Annotated in this window: 15 protein-coding genes; 8 read left to right on the top strand and 7 right to left on the bottom strand. The window is 72.9% G+C overall.

Annotated elements, in window-relative coordinates; all coding sequences use genetic code 11:
* The first annotated feature begins 504 nt into the window (after positions 1-504).
* From WMF45_RS45965 to WMF45_RS45930, 8 genes are all read left to right on the top strand, one after another.
* Positions 505-1158, top strand: coding sequence for a hypothetical protein (locus WMF45_RS45965; RefSeq protein WP_437713142.1), 654 nt, complete (start codon positions 505-507; stop codon positions 1156-1158).
* A complete protein-coding gene (gene proB / locus WMF45_RS45960) occupies positions 1151-2314 on the top strand; it encodes a glutamate 5-kinase (RefSeq protein ID WP_437713141.1) in 1164 nt (387 codons plus the stop codon). Before WMF45_RS45965 ends, proB begins: the two co-directional genes overlap by 8 nt.
* A gap of 208 nt (positions 2315-2522) precedes the next feature.
* Positions 2523-3059 carry a hypothetical protein gene (locus WMF45_RS45955; protein WP_437713140.1) on the top strand — a complete coding sequence of 179 codons (537 nt, stop codon included), beginning with the start codon at positions 2523-2525 and terminating at the stop codon, positions 3057-3059.
* A gap of 267 nt (positions 3060-3326) precedes the next feature.
* Positions 3327-4208 (top strand): trypsin-like serine peptidase, encoded by an 882-nt coding sequence (locus tag WMF45_RS45950; RefSeq protein ID WP_437713139.1) that lies wholly within the window; start codon positions 3327-3329, stop codon positions 4206-4208.
* A gap of 72 nt (positions 4209-4280) precedes the next feature.
* A complete protein-coding gene (gene lepB / locus WMF45_RS45945; RefSeq protein ID WP_437713138.1) occupies positions 4281-4919 on the top strand; it encodes a signal peptidase I in 639 nt (212 codons plus the stop codon).
* 227 nt (positions 4920-5146) lie between these two features.
* The gene (locus WMF45_RS45940) at positions 5147-6205 is read left to right on the top strand and encodes an FHA domain-containing protein (protein ID WP_437713137.1); all 1059 of its coding nucleotides are present in this window, start codon (positions 5147-5149) and stop codon (positions 6203-6205) included.
* 25 nt (positions 6206-6230) lie between these two features.
* Entirely contained in the window at positions 6231-7952 is a 1722-nt protein-coding gene (locus tag WMF45_RS45935; protein WP_437713136.1) for a DUF2169 family type VI secretion system accessory protein, read from the top strand.
* Between the two features lie 26 nt (positions 7953-7978).
* A complete protein-coding gene (locus WMF45_RS45930) occupies positions 7979-8530 on the top strand; it encodes a DUF3540 domain-containing protein (protein ID WP_437713135.1) in 552 nt (183 codons plus the stop codon).
* Positions 8531-8592: 62 nt separating this feature from the next.
* Here WMF45_RS45930 and WMF45_RS45925 read toward each other — a convergent pair whose 3' ends face one another.
* The 7 genes from WMF45_RS45925 to WMF45_RS45895 all read right to left on the bottom strand — a co-directional run bounded on the left by WMF45_RS45925 (position 8593) and on the right by WMF45_RS45895 (position 17019).
* Positions 8593-9363, bottom strand: a complete 771-nt coding sequence (locus WMF45_RS45925) for a hypothetical protein (RefSeq protein WP_437713134.1) — start codon at positions 9361-9363, stop codon at positions 8593-8595.
* A gap of 169 nt (positions 9364-9532) precedes the next feature.
* A complete protein-coding gene (locus WMF45_RS45920; protein WP_437713133.1) occupies positions 9533-9715 on the bottom strand; it encodes a hypothetical protein in 183 nt (60 codons plus the stop codon).
* A gap of 10 nt (positions 9716-9725) precedes the next feature.
* Entirely contained in the window at positions 9726-10760 is a 1035-nt protein-coding gene (locus tag WMF45_RS45915) for a hypothetical protein (RefSeq protein ID WP_437713132.1), read from the bottom strand.
* A gap of 127 nt (positions 10761-10887) precedes the next feature.
* Positions 10888-11820, bottom strand: a complete 933-nt coding sequence (locus tag WMF45_RS45910) for a S41 family peptidase (protein ID WP_437713131.1) — start codon at positions 11818-11820, stop codon at positions 10888-10890.
* 20 nt (positions 11821-11840) lie between these two features.
* Positions 11841-13580, bottom strand: a complete 1740-nt coding sequence (locus WMF45_RS45905; RefSeq protein WP_437713130.1) for a pentapeptide repeat-containing protein — start codon at positions 13578-13580, stop codon at positions 11841-11843.
* A complete protein-coding gene (locus WMF45_RS45900) occupies positions 13577-15820 on the bottom strand; it encodes a pentapeptide repeat-containing protein (protein ID WP_437713129.1) in 2244 nt (747 codons plus the stop codon). The genes WMF45_RS45905 and WMF45_RS45900 overlap by 4 nt, the downstream gene beginning before the upstream one ends.
* Positions 15820-17019 (bottom strand): hypothetical protein, encoded by a 1200-nt coding sequence (locus tag WMF45_RS45895; protein WP_437713128.1) that lies wholly within the window; start codon positions 17017-17019, stop codon positions 15820-15822. The genes WMF45_RS45900 and WMF45_RS45895 overlap by 1 nt, the downstream gene beginning before the upstream one ends.
* Positions 17020-17071 lie beyond the last annotated feature (52 nt).

The raw sequence follows: 17071 nt of genomic DNA, 5'->3' as shown, positions 1-17071 counted from the left end.
GAGGTCGTCGCCTGGCGGGGGGACGAGTCCTCCGGCGCGTCCGACGGGAGTTCTCGATGACGCCCAGGACCGTCGTCCACCGGAGCGCAGGGGAAACAGGGAGGTGTGGCGCTCGGCGCAGCAGCCGCTCCGCGGGCGATGATCCGAGGGCGACACGAAGCAGCAGCCGCTCCGCGGGCGGCGAGCCCAGGGCGAGACGGCGCTGGAGCCGTCCGAAAGGCGAGGTCCGGCGGCGCCGGAGCCGCCGAACGCTCCGGAAGGGGTGCGCCCGCGCCGACGGCCGAGGAGAACGGCTCGGAACGCGGCGCGCCGCGGGATCATCGCGTTTCCCGGCCGTGGCAGCGCGACTTGGGGGAGCGTGGGGGGGCGCCTTCGGGCTCGCCCTCGCTTCTTCGCCGCCTCCCCTCTCCGCCGCCTCCGGCGCCCCCGCCTCCTCATCTCTCCACCGCGCGCCACCATCGCCGCTGTTCTCCCCACGCGGGGCGCCGTAGTACCGTGCGCGCGATGTCATCCGAACCCGCCGCGAACAAGCCGACCGCCGCTCAGGTCACCCCGGGCGGCCCGCCTCCCGGAGGTCGACTCGCCGTGCTCACCGCCTTCGCGGTGGGCGCCTCGTGGATCCCGGTCCCGGTGCTGCCCGCGCGGATGCTGCTGCGCATCCGCGGGGCCATCGTGCAGGACACGGTCGCCCGCCACGGCCTCAGCCTCACCACCGACGCGCGCGCGCTCCTCATCGAGCCCGGGTCGGAGCAGACCCCGCTCCGCAAGGCCGCGCAGCTCGTCACGAAGGAGGTCCTCCGGCGGCTCAACCCGGCCCTGGCCCTCGCGGCGGCCGCGCGCGGCCTGGAGGTCTACGCACTCGGCCACCTCCTCGACCGCTACATCACGCGCTTCCGCCGGAGCACCGCCGTGCGCGTCCACGCCGAGGAGGCGCGCTGGGTCCGTGACGCCGTCGATCGCGCCGTGCGCCGCGCGCTGTCCCCCTCCCTCCAGGCGAGCTTCACCGTCCTGCCGAACGGCACGGAGGACCTGCGCGACGAGTTCACGCGCTGGATCGACGCCTTCCTGCTCGCTGGCGCCTCCGTCCCGGAGTACATCGAGCGCCGCCTCGACGCGGCGTTCGACGAGATCGCCGCCGCCGGCATCCCCCATGACTGACACCGAGGACCGCACCGCCACGAAGGGCGGCGCCGCGGGCCGCGCCGCGGCCGACGCCGCGCCGGAGCTCGATCCGCAGTCGGCGCGCGCCGCGCTCCGGCGCTGCCGCCGCATCATCGTCAAGATCGGCTCGAAGAGCCTCTCCGGCGACGCCTGGGACCGGCTCGCCGCCGAGGTGGCCGCGCTCCGCGGCCGCTCCGGCCGGAGCCTCGTCATCGTGTCGAGCGGCGCCATCGCGCTCGGCGTGGCGAAGCTCGGGCTGAAGTCGCGCCCGAAGGACATGGCCTGGCTCCAGGCCGCCGCCGCCGCCGGCCAGAGCGTGCTGATGCAGCGCTACGAGGAGGCCTTCGGCAAGGTCGGCCTGCTCGTCGCGCAGGTGCTCCTCACGCACGCCGACCTCGCGGACCGCACCCGCACCAACAACGCAAGGAACGCCCTGGCCGCGCTGCTCGAGGCGGGCGCCATCCCGATCATCAACGAGAACGACGCCGTCGCGGTCGAGGAGATCAAGTTCGGCGACAACGACCAGCTCGCGGCGATGGTGACCCCGCTCTGCGAGGCCGATCTCCTCATCCTCCTCTCGGACGTCGAGGGCCTGCTCGACGCCGACGGGCGCCGGGTGCCGTTCGTGCGCAGCGTCGCCCGCGAGGCGCGGCACCTCGCCGGCGCGTCGACGTCCGGCGTCGGCACCGGCGGCATGGCCAGCAAGGTGGAGGCCGCCCGGCGCGCGACGCTCGCGGGCTCGCACGTGGTCATCGGCGCCGCCCGCGAGGCGGGCATCATCACGCGCATCGTCTCGGGCGAGGACGTCGGCACCCTCTTCGCCGCCGTCCCCCAGCGGCTCAGCGCGCGCAAGCACTGGATCGCGTACACGCTGCGCCCGCGCGGCGCGATCCTCGTCGACCGGGGCGCCGCCGAGGCGATCGGCTCCAAGAACCGGAGCATCCTCGCCGTCGGCGTCCTCGGCGTACGCGGCACCTTCCTCCCCGGCGACGCCGTGGCCGTCGTCGACCCGGACGGCGCCGAGATCGCGCGCGGGCTCGCGCGGATGTCCGCGAGCGACGCAGCGCGCACCGCGCGGAAGAAGCGCGAGGAGGCCGGCGATGACGACGTCGTCGTCCACCGCGACGACCTGGTGGTGCTCCCGACCGAGTAGCCCCGCGGCCCCGGCCGGCTGGGGGGGGTACGTAGGCGCGCGCCAGCCACCCGGCCAACCACGATGGCGCGCCGCTCGCGCTTCGCGGGAACCTTCGCGCCGCCCCGCTGTCTCTCGGGTTTACCGCATGTTGACCGCACGCGACTGCCCGTCACCGCCGGCCGCCGCCGACGGCCGGGGGTCCCTGCCGGTTCCTGGAGGTCGGGTGATGCGCTTCGGGTTGTTCGTCGCGAACGGCTTGGTTCTCGCGGGGGTCGTCTGGACGATCGGGCTCGGGCCGAGCGTCCGGGCGTCGCAGCTCCTGCCGTCGCGCGCCGCGGCGGGGGCCGACGAGCTCGCGGCGCTCGAGGCCCGCTACGCCGAGGGCAGGACGCCGGCCAGCGTCACCGCGCTCGCCGCGGCCTACCTGGAGCGCGATCAGCCCGGGCTCGCCTCCTCCGCCCTCGACGCGGCGCCCGGCGAGGTGCGCGCGCTCCCGGAGGCGGCGCTCCTCTCGGCGCGGGCGCTCCTGCGCCGAGGCCGCGTCCAGGACGCCCTCGCGGCGTCCGAGCAGGCGTCCGCGGCCTGCGCGGCCGGCGCCTGCCCCGCGTGGCTCGCGGCGAAGGCCGAGCACCAGCGCGCCTTCCTCGAGCAGCTCGTGGCCGCGGGCGTCGAGGATCCGCAGGTCGACGCGGCCGCCGCCCGCGCCGCGCTCGACGCCTACGCGCGCAACGCGAGCCAGGTGCGCCTCGTCGCGCTGCGCTAGCGCGGCGCGGGGAACATCGACGCACGCGCGAACGTAAGCGCAGGCGTAAATGTACAGAGCAGCTACAAACGAGACGGCGAGGCGGCCAGACGACTAGACGCGCGACGTGATCTGCGATCGTCGAGGCCGTATCCAAGCTTGGAAACCCTGTCGTTGTCGAATGACGGTCACCGCCTTATGCCGTAGTCTTTGGCTTTGCTCGGCGCGTTCGTACCGGGGGCGCTGTCCGAGAGAACAACCGGTTGCGCTTGGGAGGGTCTCCCTCAGGTGGAACAGCCGCAAGCTCGCACGCTGGGCGCCCTGGCGACCGCATGGACAGGGTTGTACCGACGCGGCGCCGCCGTTGCGGCCGCGCTCGCCCTCACCGTCGCCGCGGGCTGCGCGCGGCCGATCACCAACGCGGGGCTGCCGATCCCCGCGGCGAAGCCAGGCATGGAGCAGCGCCCGTTCGAGCTGCGACCGCCGTTCGAGCTGGCGACGAACGAGGACGCGATCGTCCGGATCGTCACCGACGTGACGTGCACGGGGACGCTCATCACCGAGGACCTGGTGCTCACCGCGCACCACTGCGTCGCGGCGCGGGACGACAACGGCAGGACGCTGCGCCGCGATCAGGATCCCGAGGCGATCTTGATCGAGCTCGGGGGCGACCACCTCCCGTGGGGCGACGTGAAGGTCCGCGCGGTGGTGTCGCCGGACTGCGGGTACACGTCGGGCGAGGGCGACATCGCCATCCTCGTGCTGTCGCGGCGCCTCATCGGGATCCCGACCCTCCCGCCGCGGATCGAGGCCGAGCCGACCTCGAAGGAGCAGGTGACGCCCTACGGCTTCGGCCGCTGCGCGCTCTCGCGCGATCCGATCCACCTCGCGCCGCGGCTGGGCGGCACGATCGACGCCGTGAGCCCCGGGGACTTCGTCGCGACCGCCTCGATCTGCCCCGGCGACTCGGGGGGGCCGGCGCGCAGCGATCGGGGGGGCGACGTCGTGGGCGTCATCTCGTCGAGCGTGATGGACGGCGACGAGCGCACGACCGGGACCTCGTATTTCAGCCGTCTCGACGTGTGGCCCGAGCTCTTCTCCGCCGCCCGCGAGATCGCGGCGGGCGCGAGCCCGAGCGAGCTGCCTCCGTACCGGGGGTGCCTGCGTTGACGGCGCTGCGGCGTCTCCGCGCTGCGCTTGCCCGCCGCCCGCGACCGGAGCTGCGCTAGGCTGCGCTGCGGCATGCGGAAGCTGTTCAACGGGCTGCTCTGGATCGTGGGGACCCTGCTGTTGCTCGGCGTCGTGCTCCGCGCGCTCGTCCTCGACGTCTGGGTGGTGCCGAACGACCCGATGCTCGGCGCCGCGCTCGCGCCGAGCCTCGCCCCGGGCGACGCGGTCGTCGTGCTCACGCGGGGCACGCCCGGCTTCGGCGAGCTGGTGCGATGCCCGGATCCCGAGGCCCCCGGCAGCTACATCGTCGGCCGGATCGCGGGCTTGCCGGGCGACACGGTCGACGTCGACCACGCCGTCCTCCTCGTGAACGGGCAGAGCTACGACGCCGAGACGGCGTGCGCCGAGCCGAAGGTGGGCATCACCGACCCGACCACGGGCAACCCGGTGCAGCTCTCGTGCGACATGGTGATGATGGGCCCCGGCCTCCACCCCCGGGCGACGGGGCGCAGGCCCCCCCTCGAGCGCCGCCACCACGTCGAGGTGCGACCCGACACGGTCTTCCTGCTGAGCGACAACCGGAGCTACCACGACGACTCCCGCGACTTCGGGCTGCAGCCGCGCGCCGCGTGCAACCAGCGGATCGTCTTCCGGCTCTGGGGAGGCTCCGGCTGGAGCGACGACCGGCGCCGCTTCACCTTCGTGCGCTGAGCAGGGCCGGCCGTCGCCCCCGCCAGCGTCACCTCGAGCTTGACCCCTCCGCTCATCGACGTCTAGAACCGTGTTTCTCTCCACCCGGGTCGGGGACCCCGCGCGAGCAGCGGCCCGGGTTCCCCGTCCTGGCTCGCTTCATCGGTCGGAGGTCCGCCACGGCGGCCTTCCACTGGCGCGGGTCGGAGAACCGCGATCCGCGGTCCTCCAATGCACCGAGGAGACGTTTGCACACCGAGCAGAACGAGATTGGCATCGTCTGTGGCCAGTGCGACCTGTGGAGCCCGATGGGCACCGCGCGTTGCCCTGAGTGCGCGAACGACTTGGCCCTGTTCACGACGCGCCGGGCGAGCTCGACGACCACGCCGGCCCGGCGCTCCCCGACGCCCGCGGCCGGCAGCGCGAGCGCCCGGCTCGACCCGACGAGCGCGCGCGGTCAGGGCCGGGGCCCCAAGACCACCTCGTCCAAGAGCGATTTCGCCGAACTCTCCCAGGAGGAGCTGATGGAGCAAGCCCGTAACTACGTCTGCCGTTCCTGCTCGAGCGGTGTCCCCTCGGGCCACAAGTTCTGTGGGAGGTGCGGAACGGCGGTCCCGCCCGAGATCCTCAACGCGCAGACGCTGTTCTTCGGGGACATGCAGAACCCGGCGAAGGCGAAGCTGATCCTCATCCGCGGCGAGGGCATGGACGGCCTCTCGTTCCACCTCAAGGCGGAGCAGCACATCGTCGGCCGCAACGGGCAGCTCGTCTTCCCGGACGACCCGTTCGTCTCGCCGAAGCACGCGAACTTCTTCTACCGCGACGGCAAGCTGGTGGTGCGCGACGAGGGCTCGCTGAACGGCGTGTACATCCGCGTGCGCGGCACGATCGACATCACGCCGGGCGACACGTTCCTCGCGGGCGAGCAGCTCTTCCGGCTCGATCCGACGCCGCGCGCCTCCGACGGCCAGGATCCGGACGGGACCTTCTTCTACTCCTCGCCGAAGCACCCGAGCCCGTTCCGCCTGACGCAGGTGCTCCAGGGCGGCGCGGTCGGCATGACCGTCTGCGCGCGCGGCGCCTCGCTGCAGATCGGGCGCGAGGGCGGCGACCTGAACTTCCCCGTCGACCTGTACATGTCGGGCTCGCACTGCCGCCTCGAGGAGCACAACGGCAAGTTCACGCTGACCGATCTCAACAGCCGCAACGGCACCTACGTGCGCATCAAGAGCGAGCGCGAGCTCGCCCACGGCGACTACCTCTTCATCGGCCGCAAGCTCCTGCGCGTCGAGCTCAACACGAACTAGAGCGGCCCGCGGGCGCTCCTCGCCCATGACCACCGCGCGCCCTGCCCTCGACGTCCTCCGCGCCGGCCCGATCGCGGCAGGCGCGACGCTGTGGCGCAGCCGCGGCCAGCTCCACGTGACCCTCGTCGCCAAGGCGACCTTCGCGCTGGTCCCCGGCGGCGAGGCGCGGCGGATCGAGCCGCTGGAGCTGGTGCGGAGCGAGGTCTACACGCGGGGCAACCCGATGAAGCCGCTGCTCGCGGCGAGCGATCTCGCGCCCTGGCTGGCGCGCGCCGAGGTGGTGCTCACCGGGCACGCGTGGGCGCCGGGCGGGGCGCCGGTCCGGGGAATGGCGGTGCGGCTCGCGATCCTGCGCGCGGGGGCGGCGCTCGTGGACAAGCGCCTCGAGGTCGTGGGCGATCGGGCGGGCGGCGCGGCGGCGGGGGCGCTGCCCGAGCCGTTCGTGAAGATGCCGATCGAGTACCAGCGCGCGTATGGCGGCGCCGGGGAGCCGGAGAACCCGCTCGGCGTCGGCGCCGGTGCCGACGAGCGCGGCGGCGCGCTGCCCAACCTGCTGCCGCCGGGCGGGGGGCGCGCGCCGGTCGGCCTCGGGCCGATCCCGCCGATCGTGCCGAGCCGAGCGCGGCTGCTGCGCGGGCTCGCGCGCGCAGAGCTGGAGGGGATCGCGTCGATCCCGGACGATTTCGACTGGTCGTACTTCCAGTCCGCGCCGGCGGATCAGCGGTTCGATCGGGTGCTCGGCGGCGAGGAGATCGCGATGGAGGGCCTGAGCCAGCACCACCCGGCGCTGGCGACGCGCCTGCCGGCGCTGCGGGCGCTCGCGACGATCCTGCTGCCGAACGGCGCGGCGCGGTGGCTGCCGCTCGTGGGCGACACGCTGATCGTGCAGCCCGACGCCGAGCGCTGCGCGGTGGTCTTCCGCGGGAGCTTCCAGGTGGCCTCGGAGGAGGTGCTCCCGGCGCTGCGCGCCGCGGTGGGCGTGGAGGTCGGAGACGAGCCCGTGCCGTGGCCGGACCTCAGCGAGGCGCCCGCGGGCGCGCCGAGCGCGGCGGGCGCGGCGGCGGGGGAGAGCGTGAAGCGGACGGACTGGAGCTCCACGGTGCGGCTCGGCGAGGGCGACGTGGTGGATGCGCCGGTGAGCGTCGCGGGCGTCGCGGCCGCGCGAGAGCCGTCGCGCGGCGGGGCGCACCCGCTGGAGGGGACGTTCCCGCTCGATGACACCCTGCCGCCGGCGGGGAGCGAGAGGAGGCCGCGCGAGGCGCGCACCGTGCCCCTGCCGCCCGTGAGGGTCCGGGGCCCGGGCCAGGACGACGCGGTGAGCGCGCCGTTTCCGATCGCGCCTGCCGGGACGCGTGGCGAGCGGGAGGGCGGCGAGCGCCCGAGCGCGCCGTGGGCGGCGGGCCGCGCGACGGCGATCCCGGCGTTCGCGTCGCCGCTGGAGGGCACGGTCGATCTGGGCGAGCCGGAGGCCACGCCTGCGCCCGCGTCGGCTGCCCCCGCGCAAGACACCGCGCCTGCGCCTGCGCCTGCGGAGATCGCCGCACCTGCGCCCGGGCAAGCCGCCGCGCCAGCGCCGATCGCCACACCCGCGCCCGCGCGCGCTCCCGAGCCGCTGCCCGCGTCGGAGCGCGATCCGCAGGTCGAGCGTTCGCCCGAGCCGCGCGCGCCGGCCCCGGCGCCGTCCGCGCCGAAGCGAGAGCGGCCCAATCTCCTCGGCAGCCTGTACAAGCGCTTTCGCAAGGACTGAGCCGGAGCGAGGATGGAGGGACCACCATGTCGGAGGGAGCCGTGGTTCGGGAGCGCACGACGACCGCGCGCGCCGAGGAGTACCTGGGACCGGCGCACGTGCTGGAAGCCCGCGGGCAGGCGGTGGTGGTCGAGCTGCCGGACGGGGAGAGCGCCGAGGCGACGATGGCGCTGGCGCTGCCCTATGCGCCCGCGGTGGGCGACGTGCTCCTCGTGATCGGCCGCGGCGCGCGCCTCTATGTCATCGGCGTCCTGCACGGGACCGGCAAGGTGACGCTGGAGCTCCAGGGCGACGTCGACGTCCGGGCCGCGGGCGGGGCGCTCAGGCTGTCCGGGGACCGAGGGGTGGAGCTCCGGGGGCCGGAGGTGGACCTCTACGGCGACAAGGTGCGGGTGTTCGCAGGGTCTCTGATGCAGAAGGCGGCGTCGCTCGTCCAGCGCGTGACCGACCTGTTCAGCCTGCACGCGCGCGAGAGCCACACCGTGGTGGACGGGTCGGCGACGACGAAGGCGAAGAGCGCGACCGTGCTGACCGAGGAGACGATGACGATCAACGGGAAGGAGATCCACCTGGGGTAGCTCCCCCCGGGAGCTCGGGCCGGAGGTCCTGACACCAGCCGATGGAGAGCCTCTCGTGGCCCTCAGTCGAGGAGAGCCTCGATGTCCTCGGCGAAGTCGTGATTGCCCATCTCCACGAGCCTCTGCTGCAAGATCCGGAGACGGTCTTCGTCCCCGTTCGCCCACAGGGTGCCGATCAGCTCCTTCAGCACACCGACGTTGCTGGTCGCGGAGCCCAGGTCCCGGTAGTCGAGATTCATGGCCGCATCGACGTCGAGTCGGGCGCGGGGCCGCTGCCTGAACTTGAGGTCCGGTTCGACCTTGCTCGCGAGGTCCCGCGCGCTCACGGTCGTCTGATCGATGCGCGTGGGCGTGATCGCTCCCTTCGAGATCGCGTAGACGACGTGAAAAGTGCAGCCCTTGATCCCGCCGAGGGCGGTGATCGTGATCGTCTGGTGAGGCTCCCTCTCGGCCGCGTACTTCACGTTTCGCGCCTTGTTGCAGTGTAGGCCCTGCTTGATGCTGACGGCGATGTTCTCGCTGTCGAGGTAATCGAGCAGCTCGGGCATGAACTGGTGCGCCGCGTCCCTCAGCAGCCGTTTCTCCAGCGCCTCCAGCGGAGCGCGATCGCCCTCCTTCTTGAATTTGTCGAGAGCCTGTCGATACTCGTCGTTCACCGTGAGCTCGGCTTCACTCTCGTGAATCCAGCGGGTCGCCTCCCTGGCGTAGCCACCGCGACGCTGGGTCGCTTGCTCGGCGCTCGGCGGGCGATCGCGCTCAGCTTCCGAGCTATTGTAGCTGCGGACGAGCGCCGAATCCATCGCCGCGCGCTGTCCGGGCTCCGAGACGCGCACCGGGGCGGGCTCCGGGACGCGGCGATTTTCCCCGTCAGATTCGAGGTCGGATGCGCGCTCCGTCCCCCGGCCCGATGTGGTGACGGTCGGTGACTTGCCGCGAGCAGCGGTGACACGCTGCGCGGGGTTCGACGCTGTCCTCTTCCTCTTCCGCTTTCGGGGAGGCGAATCAGGCATCCCGGTGGCCTCCCGCCGCCTCCACACGGCGCGGCAGCGCGCTGCGCGCGTCCACGTCAGCGTCCGGCATGAGGCCGCCCCCCTGCGCCCTCGCGTCGAGCGTGAAGCTCGGATCGGCGGCGACACGCGCGGCGGCGCTGGTCGAGGAGGTGATGGCGCTCGAACGAAGATCCATCGAGGATGGGCTAGGGGAAAAGGAGGGGGCCGAAGGATATCAGCCCGGACCCGCTCTGCACGGTCCCATCGATCTTGACGTAGCCCGTGTGATCCGCGTCATCGCCCTTGCGCCTGTGGACGGTACACTTCGTGCCATGGATCTGCGCCTCGTCAGGGCGGACCAAGCCCGTGGCGCCTGCGTCACAGTGGAGGAAATACCCGCCCTTCCGCGCGCGGGAGTGCGTGAATTTGATCACCCGCTGTTCCTTTGTCGCGCCCTCCGCCTTGTCGACGTAGGTGCTGAGCCAGTCGGTCTCGGGGAGCACGCCGAGCGAGGGGAGGATGTGGACATCGACACCCTCCATATCGGGGTACGCTCCGCTGTCCTCGACGTGTTCATCGTAGAATCGAAGGACGTGGTTCCGCCGGTAATCGTTGCACACCTCGGTCGCGAAGGTGAGGCCACGCAACCGGAAGAGCGCCCTCGTGTCCTTGGAGGCGTCGGGGTACAGCGTTCCCCACGTGAGCCCCTCGATCCTCTCGTTCCCGCCCGGCCATCGCTTGCAGTACACGCACTGCAGCTCGCCGCCGTAGAACACGGGGACGACGTTGAACACCTGCGTCTTGGTCGTGAAGTAACACGTCCCGGGGATGATCAGCACCCCGGGGTGCTCCTTGCTGTACTGCGCGATGCGGTTGAATGCGCTCCGGTGCTCCTTATCCGTCAGCGCCCCGCCGTCCTGGTTCGAGAGGAATCCCTCCGGAGCCAGGAGTATCGGCAGCGTCCCGGCGTCGTCGCCTGCGCCGAGCCCGTCGGTGCGGTCGAGGCATTGGCCGAGCAATGCGAGCCTGTCCTTCACAGAGCCTTCGTAATCGTAGGGGTGCGTGAACGGGAGCATCGTCACCCGCGTCTGCGTCGGGCGATCGCCCGCGGCGCCGCACTCGAAGATCGCGGGGCGGGCGTCGTCTCGGTGATAAGCGCGCGTCATGGCGCTCCCCGGATCGTCGGCCCGCGCGGGGGCGCGCGCCCTGGGGCCCGAGAGCTCCGGTCCGCCGTCGCTCATCGCTGGCAGCAAAGCCCCATGACCATGGCTCGACGCCGTGATGGTCGGAGGATCACCGCCGAATGCGGTCGCCCGCTTCTTGGGATTGCCACAGCACAGGAGGGCTCTCAACCAGTTGGGCACGACATCATCCCTCCCCCGGCCCGACCCCCACGCCCTGCACCTCTGCCCCATCCGGCAGCGTCACCCGCACCGCCGTCATCATCCGCGCTCCACGTCCTCCGGCGCAGAGCGCCTGCCCTACTCCCTTTCCGTAAGTCCTCTCCCCCGCAACCTCCGCCCGCCCGTGCGCCTGCAAGCACCCCGCGAACAGCTCCGCCGCCGACGCCGTCCCGCGGTTCACCAGGATCGTCACCGGGACCGAATACGGCTCCTCCTGCCGCGAGCGATAGACCACCTCGTCCCCATCGCCGTCGGTCGCTGTCGCCACGACGCTCCCCGCCGGCAGGAAATCCCCCGCGAGCTCCACGAACGCCCGCAGCTCTCCGCCGGGGTTGTCCCGTAAATCGATGACCAGCTCCCGCATCCCCTCCGCCTCGAGCGCCCGCATCGCCCGGTACACAAGCGCCGGCACGTCCAGCGAGAACACCCGGATCCGGATCACCCCGATTCCATCGCTCAGCAGCGCGTGCTCCACGTTCCCCGCGCCGGGGAGCACCTCCTCCGGCGCCGCCGCGCACGTGTAGAACACGTTCACCGCGCTCGGCACCAGCACCGCACCGATTGCGTTGTTCCCGGCGTTCCCGGTCGTCGGACAGGTGAGGTTGATCGCCGGCAGCCCCTCGATGATCACCTTGGGATTGCCCGCCACGTAGGCGCCGAAATCCATGTAGAGCGGGTGCGCCACCCCGGGCTCCATCCCGAAGGTCATCGGGATGGTCGTGCCGAGGTTCAGCGCGTTCATCATCGACACCTTCACCTTCACCGAGAAATTCACCGCCATCGCGTTGAGCGCGAAGTTCGGGTACGGAATCGGCACCACCACCGGCCCCACCGGCGTCAGGCACACGTCCGGAAACCCGATGTTCATCCCGGCGCCGTTGTTGCTCGCAGGCAGCATTCCGTTCGCTCCTTCCGCCGTTATCGCGGCGGCCGCGGGGGCGTGTACGCCTCCGCTTCCAGCCGATCGACGTCCGTCCGGCGCGCGCCGATCAGCCTCGCGCCGGAGAAGCGCGCGCCCTTGTCGTGGAGGGCGTGCAGGTTGGCGCCGCCGAGATCGGCCTCGCTGAAGTCGGCCTCCTCGACCCGCGCATGCGACAGGTTGGCGCGCTCGAGGCGCGCCGAGAGGAAGAGCGCGCCGCGGGCCTCGGCATGATCGAGCATGGCGTCCCGAAGATCCGCGGCGGCGAGGTTCGCGCCGTCGAGATCCGCCCGGGTGAACGTGGCGTACCGGAGCATCGCCCGCGAGAGCTTCGCCCCGCGCAGCGAGGCGCCGCCGAAATAGGCGGCCTTCGCCACGACGTTCGGCAGGCTCGCGCCGTCCAGCGCGGCCTCGCGGAGCCTGGCCTGCGTCAGGATGGATCCCTCGAGATCGGCGCCGCGCAGGTTCGCCTTCGAGAAATCGCTGCCCATGAAATCGCAGTCGCGAAGGCTCATCCGCTCGAGGTTCGCCTCCATGAAAGCGCAGCGGTGCACCGTGAGGCCGGCGAACGAGACGGCGCGCAGATCCACGCCGGTGAAATCGACGCGATCGAAGATCGTCTTGCCGAGCACGGCGCCCTCCAGCGCGGCCCCGCGGAGGAGCGCCTGCTGGAGCACCGCGCGCGTCAGGTTCGCGCGGGAGAGCCGCGCCCTGTCGAGGATGCAGCGGACGAGGCGCGCGGCCGTGAGATCGGCGCCCTCGAGATCGGCCTCGATGAGGATCACCGACTCCAGATCGCGGCCCGAGAGGTCCACGCCGCGGAGGATGGAGCGCGAGAGGTCGCAGCCGAGGAGACTCGCGCCCCGGAGGTCCGCGCCCGTGAGATCGCAGTCCGAGAGGATCGAGCGCTCGAGGCGGGCGCCGCGGAGGCTCGCGCCGCGCAGGTCGGCGCCGCGCAGCGAGCAGAGGGAGAGATCCGCGCCAGAGAGGTCGAGGCCGGAGAGATCCGCGCCCGTGAGATCGGTCCCGGCGAGATCCTTGCCCGCGAGCTCGGGCCGGCCGAGCTTCGCCTCGTCGAGGACCACGCCGTGCATGCGCTTCGGGAAGCGGGCGCCGCGCAGGTCCGCCTTGACGAAGACCGCGCGATCGAGCTCCGCGCCGTCGAGGTCCGCGCCGCCGAGATCGGCCCCCACGAAGGCGCTGGCCTCGACGCGGGCGCGGGCGAGGCGCGCGCGGCGGAGGTTCGCGCGGGTGAACGAGGCGCGCGCGACGCGGGCCTCCGTGAGATCCGCGCCCTCGAGGTTCGCGAGGTCGAGGCGCGAGCCCTCGATCGTCGCGCCCGCGAGCCGGGCGCCGGACCAGTCCGAGCCCACCGCCTCGACCTCGACGATCGTCGCGCCGGAGAGATCGGCGCGGGCGAGGCGCTGGTACGACAGCTTCACGCGGGTGAGCGTCGCGCCGGCGAGGCGCGCGCCCTCGAGGTTCGAGCCGAGCACGAGCGCGCCGTCCAGCGCGCAGCCCGCGAGGTCCGCGTCGCGCAGGTCGCACTCGACGAAGTGCGCGCCCGGGAGCGCGCTGCCCGCGAGCCGCGCGCCGCGCAGGCTGGTGCGGAGGAACTTGACGCGGGCGAGATCGAGGTTCGTGAGATCCCGGCCCGAGAGGTCGAGGCCGTCGAGGCGGGCGCCGTGGAGCGGCGCGCCGGCGCGGATGCGGTCGAGCAGCTCCTCGACGCTCTTCACGCGCCCTCCAGGCTGGAGCGCCGCAGGTTCGCCCCCTTGAAATCGCAGCCGGCGGCGCTCGCGCCCTCGAGGCGGGCGCCGTAAAGGCTCGCCCCGGCGAAGGAGGCGCCGTCGAGGCGCGCCTTGCAGAGGTCGGCGCCGAAGAGGTCGGCCTGCGCGAGGTCGGCGCGCTCGAGCGAGGCGCGGTAGAAGCGGCTCCCGCGCAGGACCGCGCACGCGAAGCGCGCGCCCCGGGCCGAGGCCCAGGAGAGGTGCGCCCGCGGGAGGGACGCATACCGGAGGTCGGCGCCGTCGAGCTTCGCCCGGAGCAGCGCCGCGCCCTCGCCGCGCGCTTCCACGAGCGTCGCGCGCTCGAGATCGGCGTCGGTGAAGCTCGTGCGCGGCAGGGACGCGCCCGTGAGATCCGCCTCCGTCGCGGAGGATCCTGCGCACATGCACCCGACGAGCGCCGCGCCCCGCAAGCAGGCGCGATCGAGCTTCGCCCCCTGGAGGACGGCGCCGTCGAGGTGGAGCTCCTCCCCGTCAATCTCGCGGAGGTCGGCCTCGTCGAGCAGCGCGCCGCGCCCCCGCGCCCTCGCCAGGCGGGCGCGGGTGAGATCGGCGCGGGTGAAGATGGCCTGGTCGAGCGTCGCGCCGCGCAGATCGGCGCCCGCGGCGCGCGCGCCGGTGAGGTTCGCCTGGGAGAGGTCGGCGCCCGGGAGCGCGGCGCCCTCGAGGTTCGCCTCGAACAGCACGGCCCGCGAGAGATCCGCGTTCGCGAGGTTCGCCCCCGAGAGGTTCGCGCCCGAGAGGAGCGCGCCGGAGAGCTTCGCCCCGGAGAGGTCCCGGCCCGAGAGGTCCTGCCCGGAGAGATCGCGCCCCGAGAGGTCGGCGCCGGGGCCGGGCTCGGGCGGCGGCGCCGCGGCCTCGCCGGGGAGCCGGTAGCCGGGGACGATCTCGCGGAGGCGGGCATCGCGGAGCAGCGCGTCGAGGCGCTCGACGCGCGCGTCGACGAGCGCCGTCCCGCGCGCGGCCGCGTCCCGCCGGAGCTCCTCGACGCGCGCGACGAGCGCGTCGAGCGCGCCGCCCATGGGGACGCGCGGCGTGCCCGAGGGCGCGGCCGGGAGGTACGCGGCCTGCCGCTGCGCCGGGAGCCGCGCGAGCGCCTGCGCGACGGTGCGCTCGAGGTCGACGCCCTCGGGGGTGCGCAGGGCCCGGAGCTTCGCGACGAGCTGCCGCACGCGGTCCTGCTCCGGCGCGTGCAGGCCGCCGAGCCGCTCGGCGAGGAGCTTCGACACCGGATCCGCCTCGTCCGCGACGGCGCGCGGCGGCCGCGGCGCGCCGTCGCGGACGAGGTCGTAGGCGTCGCGCACCTCCGGCGGGAGGTCCTCGAGGCCGCGCGGATCGCGGGCGAGCTGGGCGAGCGTCTCCCGATAATGGTCGAGCGGCAACGGCGCAGCCGAGAGCGGCTCGGCCGCGATGACGACGGCGCGCACGTCGGCGAGATCGTCCTCGGCCACCTCGGCGTGGCCGCGCCAGGTCAGGGTCACGAGGCCCGCTTCCGGCTCGACGAAGAGCGTGTCGAGGCTCATGCGGGCGTCCTGCACGCGGCCCTCGGCGTCCTCGACGACCGCGCGGATCCGGAGGCCCGGCAGGCGAAAAGAGGCGGTCTGCGCGGCGGGGTGGAGGTTCAGCAGCGTGACCTCCTCGTCGCCGCGCAGGTGGCCGGCGAGGCGCTGATCCGGCGGGGCGGCCTGGAAATAGGCCCAGTCGAAGTCCTCGGCGTACCAGGGGGCGCGGGCCTTCCGGTACGAGGGGCCGTACTCCTTGCCGAGCATCCGGCGGTGCTCGGGCGAGTCCGGGTGGATCGGCCCGAACGGCGCGGGCACCTGGCGGCCCTCGCGCGGCGCCGGAACGAGCAGCGATTTCGACCAGCTCCCGACCGCGAACCCCACGGGGTGCTCGCGCGGCGGCTCGCCGGGGGGCGGATGGCAGGCGCCGCGGAGCAGGAGATCCGCGGCCGGCTTCCAGTCGGCGAAATCGCCGGGGTACGTGCGCTCGCCGTCGCGCTCGCCGTCGCCCCCCTCGAAGGTCTCGGCGGTCAGCGCCCCCTGCGCGAGCTGCCCCTCCAGCGGCGCGAGCGGCTCGCCCAGGCGGAGCGAGAACCGGCCCCGGACGACGAGGACCACCTCGGGCTGCGGCGGCCGCCGCGAGCAGACCTTGGCGCCGAAGGGGAAGGGCGTGAGGTTCCGGGTCTGCATCAGAACAGGTTGATGACGCCGGACATCACGTTGTACGCCCCGGTGCTCACCGACTCGGCCGACGAGACGCTCGCGCAGATGTTCTTCACGTTGGTGCGGAACTGGGAGAGCTCCTGCCGGTTGGTCAGGTTGAGCTCGGCCTTGGGGCCCATGTTGATCGAGACCCCCGCCGTGAGGGAGACCTCGAGCATGGCCGCGATCGTCAGCTCGACGAGCCCGCCGATCGTGACCTCCTCGGTGGCGCCGACGGTGATCGACGCCGCATTGCCGATGGTGACGTCGCTCGTACTGCCGATGGTCACCGACTGGACCTCACCGATGGTGGTATCCGACACGAGCGAGGCGGTCGTCGTGCTGGACACGGTGCTCGCTGTGGTCTCGTCGCTGATCGACGTGGCGCTCGTGGTGCTCGAGATGGTCTGCGCGGTGGTCTCGTCGCTGATCGCGATCGCCGTCGTCTTGCTGGCGATCTGGTCGGCCCAGGTCTCGTCGGAGATCAGCGGCACAGGGCAGGCCGCCGAGCCGGTGTACGACTCGATCCGCTGCGCCCAGGTGGAGCTCAGGCAGGTGGGGTTCGGTCGCTCGGCCGTGGGGGCCTCGGAGCCGGTGATGCTGGTTTGCTTGTTGCCGTAGAAGCGATCGAACGTGTCGCCGTGATAGGTGGTGTCGACGTCGCCCTTCTCGGTCTTCTCGGTGACCTTCCAGGTGCCGTTGTAGTTCTGGACCCATTCGATGGTGGTGGCGGCGGTCCAGAGATCGGTGGCGTCCTGGATATGGCCGCCGGAGACGTCCCAGCCGGCGGTGTCCTCCTGCCGGCCGAGGACGAGCATGCGGTAATTGCCCTTGATGACCTCGACCTTGTCGCCGCGCGTGGTGGTGATGCGGTTGCCGTCGGAGTGGTCGCGCCAGCCGCCCTTGGTATGGAGCTTTGCTGTCTCGGCCTGCCGCTCGGCCTCGGGGATGAAATCGGGGCAACCGTCGCGCTTGCGGGTGTCGTCGATGAACGAGGTGACCCGGGCGGCGAGGTCCTCGCCGGTCGCCCTCGGCGCGCCCGGGCTTCCGGCGAGGCTGGGGTCCTTGACCGCGCCGAGGCGCAGATACGAGCCCATCGCCTCGGCGTCGGACGCCGCGTCGTTGAAATTCGGGACCTCGATGAGGAGGTATTTCCCGTTGATACCCTCACCCTCGCGCGTACCCATGCGTGCCTCCGCGTCGGGTACAGTACCAGGCGAGCCGCGGAGGAGGCGCGAC

Source organism: Sorangium sp. So ce448 (genome assembly GCF_051520915.1).
Classification (GTDB): Bacteria; Myxococcota_A; Polyangia; order Polyangiales; family Polyangiaceae; genus Sorangium; species Sorangium cellulosum_B.
Note: the sequence above shows the minus strand (reverse complement) of the source record. Positions and strands in the feature narration are given on the sequence as shown.